Annotated in this window: 17 protein-coding genes and 2 pseudogenes; 6 read left to right on the plus strand and 13 right to left on the minus strand. The window is 69.4% G+C overall.

Annotation, left to right across the window (positions count from 1 at the left end):
* The first annotated feature begins 19 nt into the window (after nt 1-19).
* Both ABTZ99_RS11530 and ABTZ99_RS11535 read left to right on the plus strand, forming a co-directional pair.
* The gene (locus ABTZ99_RS11530; protein ID WP_499610579.1) at nt 20-2,890 is read left to right on the plus strand and encodes a CHAT domain-containing protein; all 2,871 of its coding nucleotides are present in this window, start codon (nt 20-22) and stop codon (nt 2,888-2,890) included.
* 48 nt (nt 2,891-2,938) lie between these two features.
* Entirely contained in the window at nt 2,939-4,036 is a 1,098-nt protein-coding gene (locus ABTZ99_RS11535; protein WP_499610582.1) for a tetratricopeptide repeat protein, read from the plus strand.
* Between the two features lie 190 nt (nt 4,037-4,226).
* Here ABTZ99_RS11535 and ABTZ99_RS11540 read toward each other — a convergent pair whose 3' ends face one another.
* The 6 genes from ABTZ99_RS11540 to ABTZ99_RS11565 all read right to left on the minus strand — a co-directional run bounded on the left by ABTZ99_RS11540 (nt 4,227) and on the right by ABTZ99_RS11565 (nt 9,398).
* Nucleotides 4,227-4,502, minus strand: a complete 276-nt coding sequence (locus tag ABTZ99_RS11540) for an integrase core domain-containing protein (protein ID WP_499610585.1) — start codon at nt 4,500-4,502, stop codon at nt 4,227-4,229.
* Nucleotides 4,499-4,915 carry a hypothetical protein gene (locus tag ABTZ99_RS11545; RefSeq protein ID WP_499610587.1) on the minus strand — a complete coding sequence of 139 codons (417 nt, stop codon included), beginning with the start codon at nt 4,913-4,915 and terminating at the stop codon, nt 4,499-4,501. Before ABTZ99_RS11545 ends, ABTZ99_RS11540 begins: the two co-directional genes overlap by 4 nt.
* Before the next feature lie 695 nt (nt 4,916-5,610).
* Nucleotides 5,611-6,792, minus strand: a complete 1,182-nt coding sequence (locus ABTZ99_RS11550; RefSeq protein ID WP_499610590.1) for a cation:proton antiporter — start codon at nt 6,790-6,792, stop codon at nt 5,611-5,613.
* 10 nt (nt 6,793-6,802) lie between these two features.
* Entirely contained in the window at nt 6,803-7,285 is a 483-nt protein-coding gene (locus ABTZ99_RS11555; protein ID WP_499610593.1) for a cation:proton antiporter regulatory subunit, read from the minus strand.
* Between the two features lie 68 nt (nt 7,286-7,353).
* Entirely contained in the window at nt 7,354-8,640 is a 1,287-nt protein-coding gene (locus ABTZ99_RS11560; protein ID WP_499610596.1) for an ArsB/NhaD family transporter, read from the minus strand.
* Nucleotides 8,641-8,816: 176 nt separating this feature from the next.
* Nucleotides 8,817-9,398 (minus strand): CBS domain-containing protein, encoded by a 582-nt coding sequence (locus ABTZ99_RS11565; protein WP_499610599.1) that lies wholly within the window; start codon nt 9,396-9,398, stop codon nt 8,817-8,819.
* Between the two features lie 181 nt (nt 9,399-9,579).
* On the opposite strand from ABTZ99_RS11565, the gene ABTZ99_RS11570 reads away from it, so the two are divergent.
* Genes ABTZ99_RS11570 through ABTZ99_RS11585 form a run of 4 tightly spaced genes read left to right on the plus strand, consistent with a single transcriptional unit; the run spans nt 9,580 to nt 12,764 of the window.
* Nucleotides 9,580-10,539, plus strand: coding sequence for a HAMP domain-containing sensor histidine kinase (locus tag ABTZ99_RS11570; protein ID WP_499610602.1), 960 nt, complete (start codon nt 9,580-9,582; stop codon nt 10,537-10,539).
* A 2-nt stretch (nt 10,540-10,541) separates the two neighbouring features.
* Nucleotides 10,542-11,198 carry a response regulator gene (locus ABTZ99_RS11575; RefSeq protein WP_499610605.1) on the plus strand — a complete coding sequence of 219 codons (657 nt, stop codon included), beginning with the start codon at nt 10,542-10,544 and terminating at the stop codon, nt 11,196-11,198.
* Between the two features lie 13 nt (nt 11,199-11,211).
* Complete coding sequence (locus ABTZ99_RS11580) at nt 11,212-11,667, plus strand: NfeD family protein (RefSeq protein ID WP_499610607.1); 456 nt, start codon at nt 11,212-11,214, stop codon at nt 11,665-11,667.
* Nucleotides 11,646-12,764: an SPFH domain-containing protein gene (locus ABTZ99_RS11585; protein WP_499610609.1), complete on the plus strand. Its 1,119-nt coding sequence runs from the start codon at nt 11,646-11,648 to the stop codon at nt 12,762-12,764. The genes ABTZ99_RS11580 and ABTZ99_RS11585 overlap by 22 nt, the downstream gene beginning before the upstream one ends.
* 237 nt (nt 12,765-13,001) lie before the next feature.
* Here the strand turns inward: ABTZ99_RS11585 and ABTZ99_RS11590 are convergent, their stop codons facing one another.
* The 7 genes and pseudogenes from ABTZ99_RS11590 to ABTZ99_RS11620 form a co-directional block, all read right to left on the minus strand.
* Nucleotides 13,002-13,166 (minus strand): hypothetical protein, encoded by a 165-nt coding sequence (locus tag ABTZ99_RS11590; RefSeq protein WP_499610611.1) that lies wholly within the window; start codon nt 13,164-13,166, stop codon nt 13,002-13,004.
* Between the two features lie 205 nt (nt 13,167-13,371).
* On the minus strand, nt 13,372-13,617 hold the full coding sequence (locus tag ABTZ99_RS11595; RefSeq protein WP_499610614.1) for a hypothetical protein: 246 nt from the start codon (nt 13,615-13,617) through the stop codon (nt 13,372-13,374).
* Nucleotides 13,618-13,938: 321 nt separating this feature from the next.
* Entirely contained in the window at nt 13,939-14,565 is a 627-nt protein-coding gene (gene secF, locus ABTZ99_RS11600; protein WP_499610801.1) for a protein translocase subunit SecF, read from the minus strand.
* Between the two features lie 20 nt (nt 14,566-14,585).
* Nucleotides 14,586-14,642 (minus strand): annotated as a pseudogene (locus ABTZ99_RS11605) (hypothetical protein); the annotation flags it as partial.
* Between the two features lie 141 nt (nt 14,643-14,783).
* Entirely contained in the window at nt 14,784-15,521 is a 738-nt protein-coding gene (secD, locus tag ABTZ99_RS11610; RefSeq protein WP_499610616.1) for a protein translocase subunit SecD, read from the minus strand.
* Nucleotides 15,522-15,784: 263 nt separating this feature from the next.
* A pseudogene (locus ABTZ99_RS11615) lies at nt 15,785-16,096 on the minus strand (protein translocase subunit SecD); the annotation flags it as partial.
* Nucleotides 16,097-16,777: 681 nt separating this feature from the next.
* Nucleotides 16,778-17,512 (minus strand): AfsR/SARP family transcriptional regulator, encoded by a 735-nt coding sequence (locus ABTZ99_RS11620; protein WP_499610619.1) that lies wholly within the window; start codon nt 17,510-17,512, stop codon nt 16,778-16,780.
* Between the last annotated feature and the right edge of the window lie 158 nt (nt 17,513-17,670).

The raw sequence follows: 17,670 nt of genomic DNA on the forward strand, positions 1-17,670 counted from the left end.
ATGAGGATAGCGTCGAAGGGTGAGCACCCCGACGCCTTTCGACGAGGAGATCGACCGGTTCCGGCGACTGGCCGCCGAGGGGTCGGTGAACGCGATGAACGACCTGGCGATGGCCTTGCGCGACCGGTCCCGGTACACCGGTGACCCGGCGGACCTGGTCGAGGGGGTGGCGCAGCTGCGTGCCGCGATCGGGTACGTCCCGGATCACCCGATCAGGTATCCGCTGCTGGTCGGCCTGAGCGACTTGCTGACCGACCAGTTCCAGGAGACCGGCGACCTGGCGCTGCTGCACGAGGCCATGGCCGGATGCGACGAGGCGATGCCCGCTCTGGACCCGGACAACCGGTCGACGACGGCGATGCTGCGTGCCGAGACGCTGATCCTGCTGGCCAAGCACACCCGTGAACTCCCTATCGCGACTGAGGCGGTCGAGTCCGCCGCGCAGCTGCCACGGTTGCCGCCCGCCCTGTACGTGCACGGCAAGGCCCTGCGCATGCTGTACGAGCTGACCTACGACCACGCGGTGCTCATCGAAGCGGTCGGCCTCCTAAGGGCGAGCCTCGATGCGAGTTCACCCGAGGACCCGAACTACCTCTTACGGCTCAACCAGCTCGGGAACGCTCTGCAGCTGTCGGCGGAGCACACCGGTGACGACGCCGTGCGGCAGGACGCCATCCGGCACCTGCGCAGGGCCGTCGCGCTCTCGCCCGCAGGCTTCCTGACGGACCACCAGGTCGATCTCGCCGCAGCGCTGCGGGACCGCGGCCGCCACACCGGCGACCTGGAGGCTTTGCGCGAGGGTGTGGAACTGCTGCGCGAAGTGCTCGCGGCATCCCCGCCGGACACGTGGCCGTGGGTCAACCGCTGCGAGAACTACCTGGTCGCCGCGTTCGATGTCGTCACCCGAACCGGCGACCTGGGCCTGCTGGACCACGCCGTGGCGACCGGCCAGCAGGCGCGTGGGCGCGGCAAAAGGAAGGCCATGATCCCGCTGCTGCTGGGCCTGCTGCACCTCGAACGGTTCCGCCGGACCGGGCAGGAGACCGACCTGGCGCGAGCGGTGGGGGAGTTCGGCGGCGTCGTGGACTCCGAGCCCTACGGGTCGCCTGACCACGTCGTGGCTTTGGGCAACCTGGGGCGGGTCTGGACCGAGCGGTACCGGTTCAGCGGGGAGGAGGAGGCGTTGCGGCGGGCCGTGACGGCGCTGGGGAGCGCCGCGCGGGCGAGTGCCCTGGACACCTCGCAGCGTGGCGAAGCGCTGGTCAACTACGGCGACGCGCTGGTGGCCCAGTACGAGATCGGCCAGGACCCCGGCGTGCTGGCCGCGGCGGGGTACGCGTTCCGGGAGGCCGCCGAGATCGAAGCCCTGCGGCCGCTCGCTCGGATCAAGGCGGCCCGCGCCTGGGCGCACGGCGAGGCCGAAACCGGGAACTGGCGGCAGGCGAAGGACGCCTACGCGTTCGCCATGGGCATGCTGCCGCTCGTCGTGTCGCGCAGGCTCTCCCGTGTCGACCAGCAGCAGATGCTCGCCGACCTCGGCGGTCTGGCCGCCGACGCGGCCGCGGCCGCGATGGCCGCCGACGACCCAGCCACGGCGGTGGAGCTACTCGAACTCGGGCGCGGGGTTCTCGGTGGACAGGTGCTGCAGAGCCGGAGCGACCTGTCCCGCCTGCACGGGGTTGCACCGGACCTGGCTGTCCGGCTGTCGGCCGCGTTCGATCGACTCGGCGCGTCCGCACCCGTCACGGGGGTGGACGCCGACGAGCGGCACGACGCGGACATCCGGTTGCTGGATCTGCTGCGCCGGGCGCGTGCGCTGCCGGGGTTCGCCGACTTCCTCGCCGCGCCGGACCTCGCGAGCCTCCTGTCGTCCACTGTGGACGGACCGGTGGTGTTCGTCAACGTCAGCGTGTTCCGCTCCGACGCGCTCATCGTCGCGCCGTCAGGGGTGACACCGGTGGCGCTGCCGGGGGTGACGCCGCACGAGGTGGCCGAGCGGGCCGCCGCGTTCGGAGCCGCGCTGGCCGCGTCGATCCGCCCCGGCGGGGGAGAGGTCGACGCCCAGGCCACCATCACGGAGATCCTCGGCTGGCTGTGGGACCACGTCGCCGAGCCGGTGTTGACGCGGCTCGGCCACACCGCACCCCCGTCCGGGCAGTGGCCGAGGGTCTGGTGGTCGCCGGTGGGCAGGCTGGCGCTGCTGCCCATTCACGCCGCGGGGCGGTTCCCGGGCGGGGCGTCGGTCGTCGACCGGGTCGTGTCGTCCTACATCCCGACCCTGCGCGCGTTGCGGCACGCCAGGGAACGGGTACCGCGAGCGGTCGACGACCTCGTGGTGGTCTCGGTCGGGGACGCACCCGGCGCGGCGGCCCTGCCGGGCGCGCACCGGGAGGCGGCCGACATCGCGAAGCGGACGGGGGCCACGAGGCTGGCCGGGGTCGAGGCGACGACCGACGCGGTCCGCGCCGCCCTGACGACCCACACCTCGGCGCACTTCGCGTGCCACGCGGTCAGCGATCCCGACGATCCCTCAGCGGGGTACCTCCTGCTGCGGGACGGCCCGCTGTCGGTGCTCGACGTGTCGGGGCTGGACCTGTCGGGGGTCCGGCTCGCGGTGCTGTCCGCGTGCGAGACCTCGCTCGGCGCCGGGATCCCGGACGAGAGCCTGCACCTGGTGTCGGCGTTCCAGCTCGCGGGGTATCCGCAGGTCGTCGGCACCCTCTGGCAGGTCAACGACCGCGTCGCCCGGCTGGTCGCCGTGGACCTGCACGAGCGCGTCGCCGCGGGGGAGGACGTCGCGGAGGCCCTGCACCACGTGGTGCGGACGTGCCGCGAGCGCTTCGCGCGGACTCCGTCGCTGTGGGCCGCGTACCTCCATTCGGGTCGATGACCGCCGAACCCCGCTCGGCGAGCGGCCCGCTGCGGTAGGGCTTAGGGCGTGGCGTTCTGGAACCGGAAGAAATCGCGGACCAAGCACGTCGTCGGAGACTTCGGCAGTGCCGAGATCACCGTGACCGAGCGGCGGGGGGACGTGCCGCTCGTCAACCTCAAGGTCTCGATGACCCAGGAGTTCGCCAAGGGGCTCGAATTCCAGCGGATCCGGGACGAACTTGGCCTGGAGCACCCCACAACGCTGCACGCGGCGCACGAGTACGCAGTCGCGCTCGGCGAGGTGCCCGAGAGGCGCAGCGACGCGATCGACCTGCTGGAGTGGCTCGTCGGTGTACGCCGCAACGACCTGGAGAACAGGTTGCTGACGCTGAACGACCTGACCCGGCTGCACCAGGACGAGGGCAACCTCGTGGTCGCCGAGAGGTGGCTGCGCGAAGCGCTGTCCGGTTGGGAACGGTTGCGCGGTCCAGACGACCTCCAGACAGTGGGGATCGCGTCGAACCTCGCGAGCGTCCTGCTCGACCTGCGCCGCCCCGAGGAGGCGGAGGGGCTGATGCGCGACACGGTCGCGCGCTCCCTGCGAGCCTTCGGGTCCGCGCACCCGAACACGGTACGCGCCCGGAACAACCTGGCCGGGGCCTTGCGCGGCACTCCAGCGCGACTCTCGGAAGCCGAACGGCTGTACGAGGAGATCCTGGCCGACATCGACGCCGACGGCGAACAAGGGCTGGCCGTGCGGAACAACCTCGCCGCCGTGCTGATCCACCAGGGCAAGCACGCCGAGGCGCTTCACCGGTACCGGGAGCTGGTCGCGGTGCGGACTCGGCAGCAGGGTGGCGAACACCGCGACACCTGGCGGGTCCGGCACAACTACGCCGCGGCGCTGTCCAGGACGGGCGACCTCGCCGGCGCGGAGCGGGAGTTCGCCGAGGTGCTGGAGGGCTACCGGTCGGCGTTCGGGCCCGCGCACACTTCCACGCTGGGGGCACAGGTCAACTTAGCGGCGGTCCTGGCCAACCAGGGGCGCAATGTCGAGGCGATCCCGCTGCTGCGGCAGGCGATCGCGGGTTACCGCGGCACGCACGGGCCCGGACACCCACGAGTTCGTGAGCTCACCACGATCGTCCAGCAGTTGGGCGGGTGAACAACCCTGCGGACGTGAGCCGGGCGTTTCTCGGGTGTGAACACCGATTTTTCAGTTCTCGATGCGACAAAACAGTCATTTGACCCGAATCCGCGAGTAGTTGGCTGAGTTGATCTTCAGGCTTCTGGGGTCGGCTGGTGGGGTGGGTTTCGTGGGTGTGGGCATACCGGCGGTGTGCTTGCCGAGAATGTCATCCGTGCAGGTCAGGCTGCATGGTGGTATTCGTTGAAGATGCCGCCAGTCGTCGGCGGATGTCGAGTCGGGTGGCGGCTGCTTGATTGGTGGCTGGTTGTGGCAGTGGTTGTAGCGGTCGGGCGTTGTCGATGCCTTGGTGGGGCCGGTGGGCGTTGTAGAAGTCCTCGTACTCGCGCAGGCTGCGGAGCAGGTGTTGTTGGTTCCAGATCAGTGTGCGGTCGAGTAGCTCCTGTCGGCAGGTCCGGATCCAGCGTTCCATGACCGCGTTCATCCGCGGGATCCGAATACCGGTGAGGGCGACCTGGATGCCCGCGTCGGCGAGGATGTCGTCGAACAGTGCCGGGTACTTGCCGTCGCGGTCGCGATCAGGAAGCGCACGTGTCGGCCTGCGGCTTCGAGGTCCATGGCGAGGTTCCTGGCGGCTTGGGTGACCCAGCAGGCGGTCGGGTGCGCGGTGGCGCCGAGGACTCTGATCCGGCGGTTGGCGTGCTCGATCACCGCGAGTACGTGGAGGCGGATACCGCTCAGGGTGGTGGTCTCGAAGAAGTCGCAGGCCAGGAGTGCGTCGGCTTGGGAGCGGAGGAAGGCCGACCAGGTTGTCGTGGTGCGTTCGGGTGCCGGGTCGATTCCCGCGTCTTTGAGGACCTGCCAGATGGTGGAGGCTGCGACCTTGATGCCGAGCACGAGGAGTTCGCCGTGGATGCGGCGGTAGCACAGGCAGGATTCTCGCGTGCCAGGCGCAGCACCAGGAGTCGGATCGAGCGGACGGTTCGTGGTCGGCCGGGCCGTTTGGGTCGGGATCTGGCTGCGTGGCGGTGGGCGAGGAGGTCTCGGTGCCACCGGAGCACCGTCTCCGGGCGCACCAGTAGTCGGAGCCGACGAAGCGCATCGGCCGGGAGTCGGTGCAGCAGTGCCGCGAGGAATGCCCGGTCGGCGGGGGAGAACCGTGGGCGGGCGTCTCCGAGTTGGTGTTCCAGGACCATGATCTGGTGCGGCAGCGCCAGGATCTCCGTGTCCTTGTCCCGGTCGCTCAGGGGCAGCAGGCGCAGCAACGCGAACGCGTTGGTCACACTGAGGTAGGCCAGTCGGAGCAGCACGGTCGGTCATCATGCCGTGTCAGCCGAGGACGCTGCGGACCTGCAGTCGCACTCATGAGCGCCTCGGCCCCTCACGCTACGCACGGCTTCAACCTGTATGGATGGAGTTATCGGCAAGCACAACCTCGTATGCGCGTGTTTGCTTGGAACCCGGCGGACACCGAAAGCGCCCAGTCGAACCGACAGTGGCACCCTGGTCTGACGCCGCCGTCCCGACGTCGCGTTCCGACACCGTTGGCGAGGACCCGCGCTGCGGTGCTCGGTCGACTGTCGTCGCAGATGTCAGGTCGTCTTGGCGGGTCTGAACCTGCGTTGTACGGCGGTCGCGACCGGCTCGACGAACCTGGCCGCAAGAGGGCCGAGGATGGCCATGAGTAGGACGTAGGCGGTAGCGAGGGCGGCGAGTTGGTTGTCGACGGCGCCGGCGCTGACGGCGAGTCCGGCGATGACGATGGAGAATTCGCCGCGTGCGACCAGGGCTGCGCCGGTGCGGGCGCGGCCCATGCGCGCTATGCCTTGGCGTTTGGCGGCCCACCAGCCGGTGGCGATCTTGGTCAGGGTGGTGACCAGTGCCAGCAGGACGGCGACGCCGAGTACCGGTGGAATGGTGGCGGGGTCGGTGTTGAGGCCGAACACGACGAAGAACATCGCGGCGAACAGGTCGCGCAGGGGTTCGAGCATCTTGGTGGCATTCTCCGCGGTGGACCCGGAGATGGCGATGCCGAGCAGGAACGCGCCGACGGCGGCGGAGACCTGCAGTTGGGAGGCGATGCCGGCGACGAGCAGTGCCGCGCCGAGGACGCGCAGCAGGAACACCTCGGGTTCGGGGCTGTCGACGATCATCGACACGTAGCGGCCGAACTTGAGGGCGATCACGAGCACGACGGTGATCACGACGAGCGAGATGCCGACGGCGGTGAAGCCGCCCAGCAGGGTCGCGCCGGCCAGGAGTGCGGTGAGGATCGGTAGGTAGACGGCCATCGCGAGGTCCTCGAAGACGAGGATGGACAGGATGACCGGGGTCTCGCGGTTGCCGAGCCGGCCGAGGTCGCCGAGGACTTTGGCGATGATGCCGGAGGAGGAGATGTAGGTGACGCCCGCCATGGTGATGGCTCCGACCGGGCCCCAGCCCAGCATGAGCGCGACGGCGGCGCCGGGCAGGGCGTTGAGGACGATGTCGAGCAGGCCGGCGGTCCAGGATCGTTTGAGGCCGGTGACGAGTTCGGCTGCCGAGTACTCCAGGCCGAGCAGGAGCAGCAGCAGGATGACACCGATCTCGCTGGCGAGGTGGGCGAACTCCTCGATGCCGTGCAGCGGGATCAGGCCGCCCGAGCCGAAGGCGAGGCCGCCGACGAGGTACAGCGGGATCGGCGAGATGCCGATGCGCCAGGCGAGTCTGCCGAGCAGGCCGAGGCCGAAGAACACGGCCCCCAGTTCGATGAGGGAGATGGCGGTGTTGTGCATGCTGCCGGGCTCAGCCGTTCTCGAGCACGTCGGCGGCCTTGGCGAGGCCCTTCGCGGTGCCCACCGCCACGAGCAGGTCACCGCCGCCGAGCACGAAGTCCGGGCCGGGTGAGGGGTGCACGGCTCCCGCGCGGACGACCGCGACGACCGACACGGTGGTGCGGGTGCGCAACGCGGTGTCGCCCAGTGGTCTGCCGTCGTAGGGCGAGCCGGGGAGCAACGGCAGTTGCCGGCTGTCCACGCCGTCGAGGTCGCGGTGCTGCTTCTCCAGTTGGGCCACCAGTTGCGGCGCGCCGAGCAGGGCGGCCAGCACACCGGACTCCTCGTTCGTCAACGGGATGGACGCGGCGGAGGAGTCGGGGTCGTCCTGCTTGTAGATGACGAGGTCGAAGTGTCCGTCCCGGTGGGTGATCACTCCAACCCGCCGTCCGGAACGGATGACGAAGTCCTGACGTGTGCCTATCCCGGGCAGCGGGGTCACCTCGACGTTCACCAGCGACACATTACAAGGGTGATGTCCGGTTCGTCCCCTCTCTGGTTCGGCCGTGGTGTTGGCAGGGGTCACACGAAGTAGCGCAGCCAGACGTAGACCCAGGCCATCACGGTGCTCAGCACGGTCACGACGATGCCGTACTTGGTGAACTGCCAGAAGCTGATGTGGTTGCCGGTGCGCGCGGAGATGCCGATGGCGACGACGTTGGCGCTGGCCGCGACCGCGGTGCCGTTGCCGCTGAAGTCCGCGCCGAGGGCGAAGGACCACCACAGCGCCTGCCCGGTCGCGGGGTCGGGGACCTCGGCGACGATGCCCTCCACGATCGGGCTCATGGTGGCGGCGTAGGGGATGTTGTCGAAGAAGGCGCCGAGCACGCTGGAGCCGAACAGCAGTGCGGTGGCCGCGAGGAAGTAGTTGTCACCGACCCCTTGCACGGCCCAGCTGCCGATCGTCTCGATGACGCCGGTTTGCACGAGGCCGGCGACCATGACGAACAGGCCCATGAAGAAGGCCAGGGTATGCCATTCGACCTCGCGCAGGACGTCGCCGGGATCGGCGCCGGTGGCCAGCATCATCAGCCCGGCGCCCAGCAGGGCGACGATGGCGGGGTCGAGGTGGAGCACGGAGTGCAGGCTGAACCCGACGACCACCACGGCGAACACGGCCAGGCACCGGCGCAGCATCCTGGCGTCGGTGATGGCCCGGCGTTCGTTGAGCGCCATCACGGCGGCGACGTGGTCGGGGTTGTACTGGAAAGACTTGCGGAACAGCACGCGGGTCAGCAGCACGAACATCGCGAAGATGACGACCACGATGGGCGCCATGTGCATCAGGAAGTCGGTGAAGGTCAGTCCGGCGCGGCTGCCGATGATGATGTTGGGCGGGTCGCCGATGAGCGTCGCCGCGCCGCCGATGTTGGACGCCAGCACCTCGGCGATGACGTAGGGCTGGGGTGCGATGCGCAGCCGGTTGCACACCACGATGGTCACCGGGACGACGAGCATGATCGTGGTGACGTTGTCGAGGAACGGCGACGCCACGGCGGTGATGGCCATCAGCATCACCATGAGGCGGTACGGCTTGCCCCTGGCCTTCTTGGCCGCCCAGATGGCGAGGTAGTCGAAGATCCCGGTCTGCTTGACGATCCCGACGATGACCATCATGCCGAACAGCAGGAAGATGACGTTCCAGTCGATGCCGGCGTGCTCGGAGAAGAACACCTCGGCGCCGGGGATCAGGCCCAGGACGGCCATCACGCCCGACGCGATGAGCACCACCTTGAGCTTGTCCGCCTTCTCGGTGGCGATGAAGAAGAACGCCACCAGGAAGATCGCGAGAGCGAGGACGGCGCTCATCGGTCACGACCCGGGAGGCCGGTCCGGCCGTCGGCGTGGCCCGAGCACGCGGCGGGTTCGCGGCCGGGTGGTCGTGTGGTCGCGGCACTCGGGCACACGCAGGACACTCTCCTCACAGGACATGGCGCAGCGCACCCGCGAGCGGGCGCGGGTGCGGATGGGAATAGTGGGCGGCGTCAGCTGTCGCTCGGCGTGGCGCCGAACACCGCCAGACTGGTGATCAGGCGCTCCAACGTGACGGCGCCGAGGAGCACTCCGTCCTCGTCGACCACCGCGATGAGGGGGCTGTGCAGGCGCGCCATGAGCGCGGCGATCTCCAGCAGGGTCGCGTCGGCTCGCACGGTGACGGGTTTCACCGGCCGGCGTGGCGCGCAGTCACCGACCGTCAGGTCACCCAGCTCCAGCCAGAAGCGGTCCGCGTGGGCCTCGTCGACGGCGCGCGCGAGTGCCGAGTCCTCCTGGTAGGCGCTGGGCACCGCCAGGCGCAACACCTGGGTCCCGGGCAGCACCATCTCAGGTCGGGACCGCTCGTCGACGACGATGAGGCCCGGCAGGCGGCTCACCGCCATCACCCGAACGGCCTGCGCGACCGGATCGTGGACGGTGACCGTCGGCACGTTCACCGCGATATCGCTGGCGTGCATGAAATCAACCTGTTCGGCGTAGCGGTGGAAGTGCGCCTGCAGTGTCACGGCCGCATCACGGGTGATCGGGAGCGCCGGCGGCGGTGCCAGCGTGGGAGGTTTCGATCCGAACACGGCTGTCACCTCGTTCCTTCCGGCGTGGCGAACCGTCCGCACCAGTCTGTGAGGCGTCCGGCGGCGACACAATCGGGGTCAACACCCATTCGTGGGCGGTACCGGCATGTAGGTGGCGAATGGGCGCCGCCCCGGATGGACAGGGTCCGGATCTCCCGGCAGCCTGGAACCGGAGGAGGCCGTGACCGTGTCGCTGTTCTGGCGGATCTTCCTGCTCAACGCCGTGGTCCTGGTGGTGGCCGTGGCGGCGCTGCTGCTCGGGCCGGTGACGGTGTCCACTCCGGTCTTGTTGACCGAAGTGGTGATCCTGTCAGGAGGGTTGGTGGTGATGTTGGTCGCCAACGCCTTGCTGCTGCGGTTGGGTCTGGCCCCGTTGGAGCGGCTCACCCGTGCGATGACCACGACGGACCTGCTGCGCCCCGGTCCGCGCCCCGCACCGACCGGTCACGGCGAGATCGCGGGTCTCATCAGGACCTTCAACACCATGCTCGACAGGTTGGAGGCCGAGCGTGGCGACAGCACCGCCCGCGCCCTGTCCGCGCAGGAGGCCGAGCGCAGCCGCATCGCCCGGGAACTGCACGACGAGGTCGGCCAGACCCTCACCGCCGTCCTGCTCGAACTCAAACGGGTGGCCGACCACGCACCGCCCACCGTGCGTGACGAGCTGCGCCAAGTGCAGGAGACCACCCGCGGCGGCCTCGACGAGATCCGGCGGATCGCCCGCCGGCTGCGCCCCGGCGTGCTGGAGGAACTCGGGCTGGTCAGCGCGCTCAAGGCGCTGACCACCGAGGTTGCCGACCACAGCGGGCTGTCGGTGCGCCACCGGTTCGACGGCAACCTCCCCGATCTCGGCACCGAGGTCGAACTGGTCGTCTACCGGGTCGCGCAGGAAGCCATCACCAACACCGCCCGCCACGCACACGCCCGCCACCTCGACCTCACCCTCACCCACGACCGCAACGGTGTGGACCTGCGCATCCGCGACGACGGCCGCGGGCTCGGCCGCGCACCCGAGGGCTCCGGCATCCGAGGCATGCGTGAACGAGCCCTGCTCATCGGCGCCGGACTCACCGTCGACTCCGATCCCGGCGGCGGCACCGAGGTGCGACTGCGCGTACCCACCCCCACCCGGAGCAGCTGACCATGTCGAAGCCGATGGCCCGCGTCCTGCTCGCCGACGACCACGCGCTGGTCCGTCGGGGCGTCCGGCTGATCCTGGACGGCGAGCCGGACCTGACCGTGGTCGCCGAGGCCGGCGACGGCGCCGAGGCCATCGAGAAAGCCCGCGCCGAGCGTCCCGACCTGGCCATCCTCGACATCGCCATGCCCCGGCTGACCGGCCTGCAGGCCGCCCGGGAACTGTCCCGCCTCCAACCGGACCTGCGCATCCTCATCCTGACCATGTACGACAACGAGCAGTACTTCTTCGAAGCGCTCAAGGCCGGCGCCTCCGGCTACGTCCTCAAGTCGGTCGCCGACCGCGACCTGGTCGAAGCCTGCCGGGCCTCGATGCGCGGCGAGCCGTTCCTCTACCCCGGCGCGGTCACCGCGCTCATCCGCAACTACCTCGACCGCGTACGCGACGGCGCCGACATCCCCGACAAGGCCATCACCGACCGCGAAGAGGAAATCCTCAAACTCGTCGCCGAAGGCCACTCCTCCAAGGACATCGCCGGCCTGCTCGTCATCAGCGTCAAGACCGTCGAGCGACACCGGGCCAACCTGCTGCAGAAGCTCGGGCTCAAAGACCGGCTGGAACTCACCCGCTACGCGATCCGCGCCGGACTCATCGAACCGTGAACAGAGGTGGCTCATGGACGACTGGCTCATCTGGCTGATCTTCGCCGCCGTGCTGGGGGTCGCCGAAATCTTCAGCTTGACCGCCGCGCTGGGCATCCTCGGCGGCGCCGCCCTCGTCACGGCGGGACCCGCCGCACTTGGGCTGCCCCTGCCACTCCAACTGCTGGTGTTCGCCGCCGTGTCCACCGTCGGAGTCGCGCTCGTCCGTCCCATCGCCCTGCGACACGTGCAGCAACCCCAACTCACCCGGTTCGGGGTGGACGCGCTCATCGGCGCACCCGCCCACGTCATCCGGGACGTGACCGGACTCGACGGCCGGGTACGCATCGGCGGCGAGGAGTGGACCGCCCGCGCCTACGACAACACCCTCGTCATCCCCGCCGGCGCGGTCGTCGACGTCATGGAGATCCAGGGCAGCACCGCCCTCGTATACCCCCGGGAGGAACCGTGGAATTCACCACCGCGCTGATCGCCACCCTGGTCATCGCCCTGCTCGCCGTCTTCACCGTGCTGCGGGCGGTGCGCATCGTGCCCCAGGCCCGCGCCCGCAACGTCGAACGGCTCGGTCGCTATCACCGCACCCTGCAGCCCGGCCTCAACTTCGTCATCCCCTACGTCGACCGCGTCCACCCCAAGATCGACCTGCGCGAGCAGGTCGTCTCGTTCCAGCCGCAACCGGTCATCACCGAGGACAACCTGGTGGTGGAGATCGACACCGTGCTGTACTTCCAGGTTACCGACCCCCGCGCCGCCGCCTACGAGATCGCCAGCTACCTGCAGGCCGTCGAACAGCTCACCGTCACCACCCTGCGCAACGTCGTCGGCTCCATGGACCTGGAGAAAACGCTCACCTCTCGCGACACCATCAACAGCCAACTGCGCGGCGTGCTCGACGACGCCACCGGCAAATGGGGCCTGCGGGTCAACCGCGTCGAGATCAAAGCCATCGACCCACCCGCCACCATCAAAGACGCCATGGAGAAGCAGATGCGCGCCGAACGGGCCAAGCGCGCCGCCATCCTCGCCGCCGAAGGCCAACGGCAATCACAGATCCTCACTGCCGAAGGCGACAAACAAGCCGCCGTCCTGCGCGCCGAAGGCAACCGCGCCGCCGAAATCCTCAAAGCAGAAGGTCAGGCACGCGCCATCGACCAAGTCTTCCAAGCCGTCCACCGCAACGACCCCGACCCCAAACTGCTCGCCTACCACTACCTCCAGACCCTGCCCAAACTCGCCGAAGGACCCGGCAACACCCTCTTCGTCATCCCCAGCGAAGTCACCACCGCGCTGAGCAGCGTGTCACAGGCTTTCGCCGAAACCCTGCCAAAGTCCCCGGCCACCCGTCACACCGCTGTCCCCGACGATCTCGCGGACCGTGCGGCCGACCATGCGGCGCAGGCGGCAGCGGCAGCGGTCGCCGACGCCGCCCAGGCCGAAACGAGCACCTCACAGCCGTCGCCGACCACGATCCACGTACCGACACCCGGCGATGACGACCGAAAGTCGCACGCCGACAGGACCGCCAGCAACCACCACGCGCACCTAATCGCACCGCCGCGCTCGTGACCTCCCACACCGCAGCCAACCCTCGACGCCGACGACCACGAGGCTGACCGCGAAGTGGCGCCGCCGGCACGACCTGCGGTTCTGGCGATCCGGCTTCTGAAGCAGGTAGGCGTCCCAGGATCTTGCCGCACTCGACGGCAGTCCGGCCGGTCCGTCGCGTGGACCGGACTGCCGCCACACTGGCTTGTCGAGCCGGTGGCGTTGCCGGATCGACAACGCCACCGGGGCACCTTGGCGCTAGGCCACGGCCATGTGCGCGAGCGCCAGCAGGCTACCCGGGCCGGTCAGGACACCGAGCGCCACAGCGCCGTAGAACGGTTCGTCCTTGACGAACATCCTCACCATCAGGCCACCCGCGGCCAAGACCATGACGGCGAGCAGAGCGAGCACGACAATTTGCATGTACGGGTCCTCACGGAAGTTGCGGTCATGCCGGGCACCGACCGCCGACCACCGCCACCACGACCACTCTGGCGTCGGCACGTGACGTACCCGGCACAGGAGAAGAACACGATGTCGACGCCCACAAGCGGTCCACCGCGCCACCCTCAGCCGGGGGCGCACGCGGCAGGCTTGTCAGAGCGGCTTCAGGTCCGGCTCGTCCGGTTCACGCGAACGGGGGTGCCCGGCTCGACTGCGGTGTCGGCTCCGCGTTGACCGTGCCGGTGCCACCGACCTCGCCGAAAATCCACCGGCCCTGCGAGGCGCACCCGCCGGTCGCGCGAGGGCACACGGCCCACCAGGTCTCGGGCACCGCCGTGGCCGGCGCACACCGCGCCGCCATCGACAGCCGCAACCAGTCGTGGAGGTCGTCGTTCATCGACGGCGCGACCGACACCGATTCTCCGAGCACGGGTGTCCCATGCCGCGCTGCCTGATGCGGCCCGCCATGTCCGTTGCCTGCGCCCGTAGCTACGACCGCGCTCACGCCGAGAAGCACAAGCAGGAGGGCGAGCAGCAGTCCGAGCCGGCCCGTCCTCTCCGCTGCCCGCACCCGCTCGACCCTTCCTTGCGGCATCAACGCACTCTTCCAAGGTGCGCACAGCCTACGTGTCGCGGCCGGCGGCACAATGCCTCCGGGGCGCTCTGCGTGCCGATGCCTGTTCGGTTGTGGCCGGCGATGACAGAGGGTCCGTGCCGACATGCCGACACGGACCCGCCCATCGGTTCACGATCAGACCACCGCGCCGTCGCCGCGCCTGGGGATGCGAGCGCGGCGTGTGCGTACGGCGCCGGGGTGGCGGCGGTCGAGCAGGATGGCCACCGGTCCTGCGGTGATGATGGTGGAGGCGGTGCCGGTGTTCAGTCCGAGGAGAAGGGCGAGGGCGAAGTCGGCCAGCGAGCCGTCACCGAGCGCCAGCAGGGTGCCGAGCACGAACAGGACGCCGATGCCGGTGTTGACGGTGCGGGGCGGGGTTTGCAGCACCGCTGTGCCGATGATGCGCGCGAAGGACTCCCGCGGGTCGCGTCGGCGGAGTTCGCGGACGCGGTCGAAGACGACGACGGTGTCGTTGACCGAGTAGCCGATGACGGTCAACAGCGCGGCCAGGAACACCCCGTCGAAGGTCTTGCCGAGCCAGGCGAAGATGCCCACGACGAGGAGGACGTCCTGGGCCATCGCGATGACCGTGGCCAGGGCGAGGCGCCAGTCGAACCGCACGGCGAGGTAGGCCAGTTGGGCCACCACGGCCAGTCCGAGCGCGATGAGCGCTTTGGTGCGCAGCTCCGCGCCCAGGCTCGGGCCGATCTTCTGGTCGCGGACCGGACTCGTTCGACGTCCACGCTGGCGGGTGTGGTGTATTCGAGTACCCGTCCGCCGGTGAACTCCACGCCGAGGGTCGGCCCGATGACCACCAGCCCGGCCAGGGCCACACCCATCGCGACCGCGGCACCGGTGAGCCAGCGGCCGGGTCGGGACAGGAAGTCGGGGTCGCGGCGGTTGACCCATCGCCGGACCCGTCCTTCATGGGTCAGGCCGCTCAGCCGGGCGTGCCGGGACAGCCCGGTCCGTGCGGCTGCCTACAGCAGTACGCGGGTGAGCACCAGGGAGGTGAACATCGAGGCCAGCACGCCGATGGTGAGCGTGACGCCGAAGCCGCGGACCGGGCCGGAGGCCAGCCAGAACAGCAGTCCGGCGGCGAGCAGGGTGGTGACGTTGGAGTCGACGATCGCCGACAGCGCGCCCCGGAAGCCTCGGTCGACGGCTCTGGGCAACAGGGTGCCCGGTGTGGCGGCGTGTTCTTCGCGGGCGCGTTCGAACCCCAGCACGGTGGCGTCCACCGCCATGCCGATGGCCAGCACGAACCCGGCCAGGCCGGGCAGGGTGAGGGTGGCGCCGATGGCCAGCAGCGCGGCGTAGGAGACGGCGGCGTAGCACAGCAGCGCCAGCACCGCGATCGCACCGGCCAGCCAGTACACCACCACCAGGAACAACGCGGTGAGCGCGAGCCCGATCACCGCGGCGCGGGCGCTGGCGTCGATCGCGGCGGCGCCGAGCGTGGGACCGACGGTGCGCTGCTCGATGATCTCCACCGGGACGGGGAGTGAACCGGCGTTGATGAGTAGTGCGAGGTCGTTGGCTTCCGCCTGGGAGAACCGGCCCGTGATCTGGGTCGAGCCGCCGACAATGCCCGCCCGGCACCCGACGGACGGGTCGACCTGCGGGGACGAGACGACCTCGTCGTCGAGCACGATGGCGATGCGCCGACGGGGTCGCCGGGTGCGGCGCAAGCCGCGTCGGCGGTCAGTTTCCGCCACGACTCCGCGGCGGCGTTGCGGAAGTCGACACAGACCAGCCAGCCTGCTCCCTGCGAGTTGGGTGTGGACAGCGCCTTGTCGACGCCGTCGCCGGTGAGCGCGGCGGGTCCCAGCCGCAGGTGCTCGCCGGACTCGTCGGTCAGGACCAGGCTGCCATTGGGGTCCGCCGGCGTCGGTGTTCCGCCGGGTGGTTCGACCGCCAGGACCGGGTGGAACGTCAGTTGGGCGGTGCGGCCGATGACCTCGATGGCCTCGGCCGGGTCCTGCAGGCCGGGCAGTTCCACGATGATGCGGTTGTCGCCGGAGCGGGCCAGCATCGGCTCGGCCACCCCGAGGGCGTCGACCCTGCGGCGCAGCACCTCCAGTGTGCGGTCGGTGGCCTGGGCGTCGGCCTCGGCAGTGGGTGAATCGTGCGTTTCCAGCACGATCTGGGTACCGCCGCGCAGATCCAGCCCCAGGCGCGGCGCGGTGGTCAACAACAGGTAGGCGGATAGGGCCAGGACGATCAGCGACAGCAAAGCCCGCCCGATCAGTCCTCGCCGCTCGCCGGGACGCGACACGGTGGAACGCGACACGATGGGAGTTCTCCTTCACGACTGTTCCCCGGCCTCACACCCACCGAGGGGGTGACCGGGATGGCAGGGCACGTCACCGCGACGTGCCGGGCAGGGGCGGGCGTCAGCGGGAAGGAGGAGCCCGATCGCCCGCGCGCGGCGCCTGCCTCGTACGCGGCTTCGGCGCGCCGGCACCCGGCAGGAGGCCCGATCGCGTGAGAGAGGACGGGTGGATCGTGCTCGGCGCCGCACCGCAGGGCGGGACGTCGGCGTGGCTGAGGGTCCGCAGCAGTGACGGCTCGGCGAGCAGACGGCCGGCCGGGTGGGGACGACTCCGGCGACGCCGACCTCGTGGGTAGTGACGGCTGCGTCCTGGGGCGGCGGACCCGCAGCAGGATCGTGGTGCCTGCGGGTCTCCGAATATTCGCTGGCCGCCTGGTGGCGGACCTACGGGCGGGACGGTCGCGACGGCCTGGCGACCCGCAAAGGACGTCCCGGCCCCGTAATCGCTGCTCGTCAGCGGCGGCGCGCCGCCAGTAGTGACCATTTCTCAAAATGGCTCCCTGTGTGTGATGGTGGCAACAAGCCAGAAGAGTGCCGTACAGTTGCCCGGATGTATGGACCTGGAAACTGCGACAGGAGTCGATCCAATCGGGCAAATATCTCCACCTCGTGTACCCCGCAAAAGATGGTGACGCGAGTTCATTCGATGGTTCCGGAGAGTATCTCCCGATGGATTTTTCTTACCTCCGAGCCGGGGACGATGCCGAGTTCGCGATCGAGTCGGTGATACAGAGTGTGGTAGTGGGCGAGTGCTTCGGCGCGCCGTCCGCAGTGGGTCAAGGCGAGCATGAGGCTTCCGGCGAGGTGTTCGTCGAGTGGATGGTCGGTTGCGAGGGCGGCGAGGTCGGGTAGCAGCGTCAGGTGCATGCCGAGGCGCAGTCCGGCGTCGATGCGGTGTCGTTCGGCGGCCATGCGCTCGTATTCCAAGGCAGTGCGCATATGGTCTGCCCATGGGCTGGTCAGGTCGGTTAGCGCTTCGCCGCGCCACAGCGCCAGCGCGCTGTCGAGCAACGGCAGGGCCGTCTCGTCTGTGGACCTGCGTGCTGATGAGACCAGGGACCTGAATCGGTAGAGGTCGATGGTGGTTTCGTCGACGTTCAGGACGTAACCGCTGTCGCGGCGGGTGATGTGGACTTTGGGCATGGGGGTGAGGATGTGTCGCAAACGGGAGAGGTAGCTGTAGAGAGTCGCCTTGGCGGCACGCGTCGCACGCTCTCCCCACACTCTTTCCACCAGACGGTCGACGGGATGCGGTCGATTGGGTTCGACGAGCAGCACGTTCATGACCGACCGCTGCATGGCATGCCCGAGCAGGATGGTGTGCGCCTGTGCTAGGACGACGGTTTCCCCCAGCACACCGAACTCGAGTGGCATCATTCTCCTCACCATTGGTCGTCTTGACGGCTTCGAGATCACCACCGCCGCAGCGGTCGATGACGACGAAGAGGCGGGGTGACCTGCAGTTCCTACTGGTAACAGCTGTTCGTTGTCCGGCGCCGGAGCGTCAACAGACCGGACAATGCGCGAGCGCG

This window comes from Actinosynnema sp. NPDC002837 (assembly GCF_040295345.1).
Classification (GTDB): Bacteria; Actinomycetota; Actinomycetes; order Mycobacteriales; family Pseudonocardiaceae; genus Actinosynnema.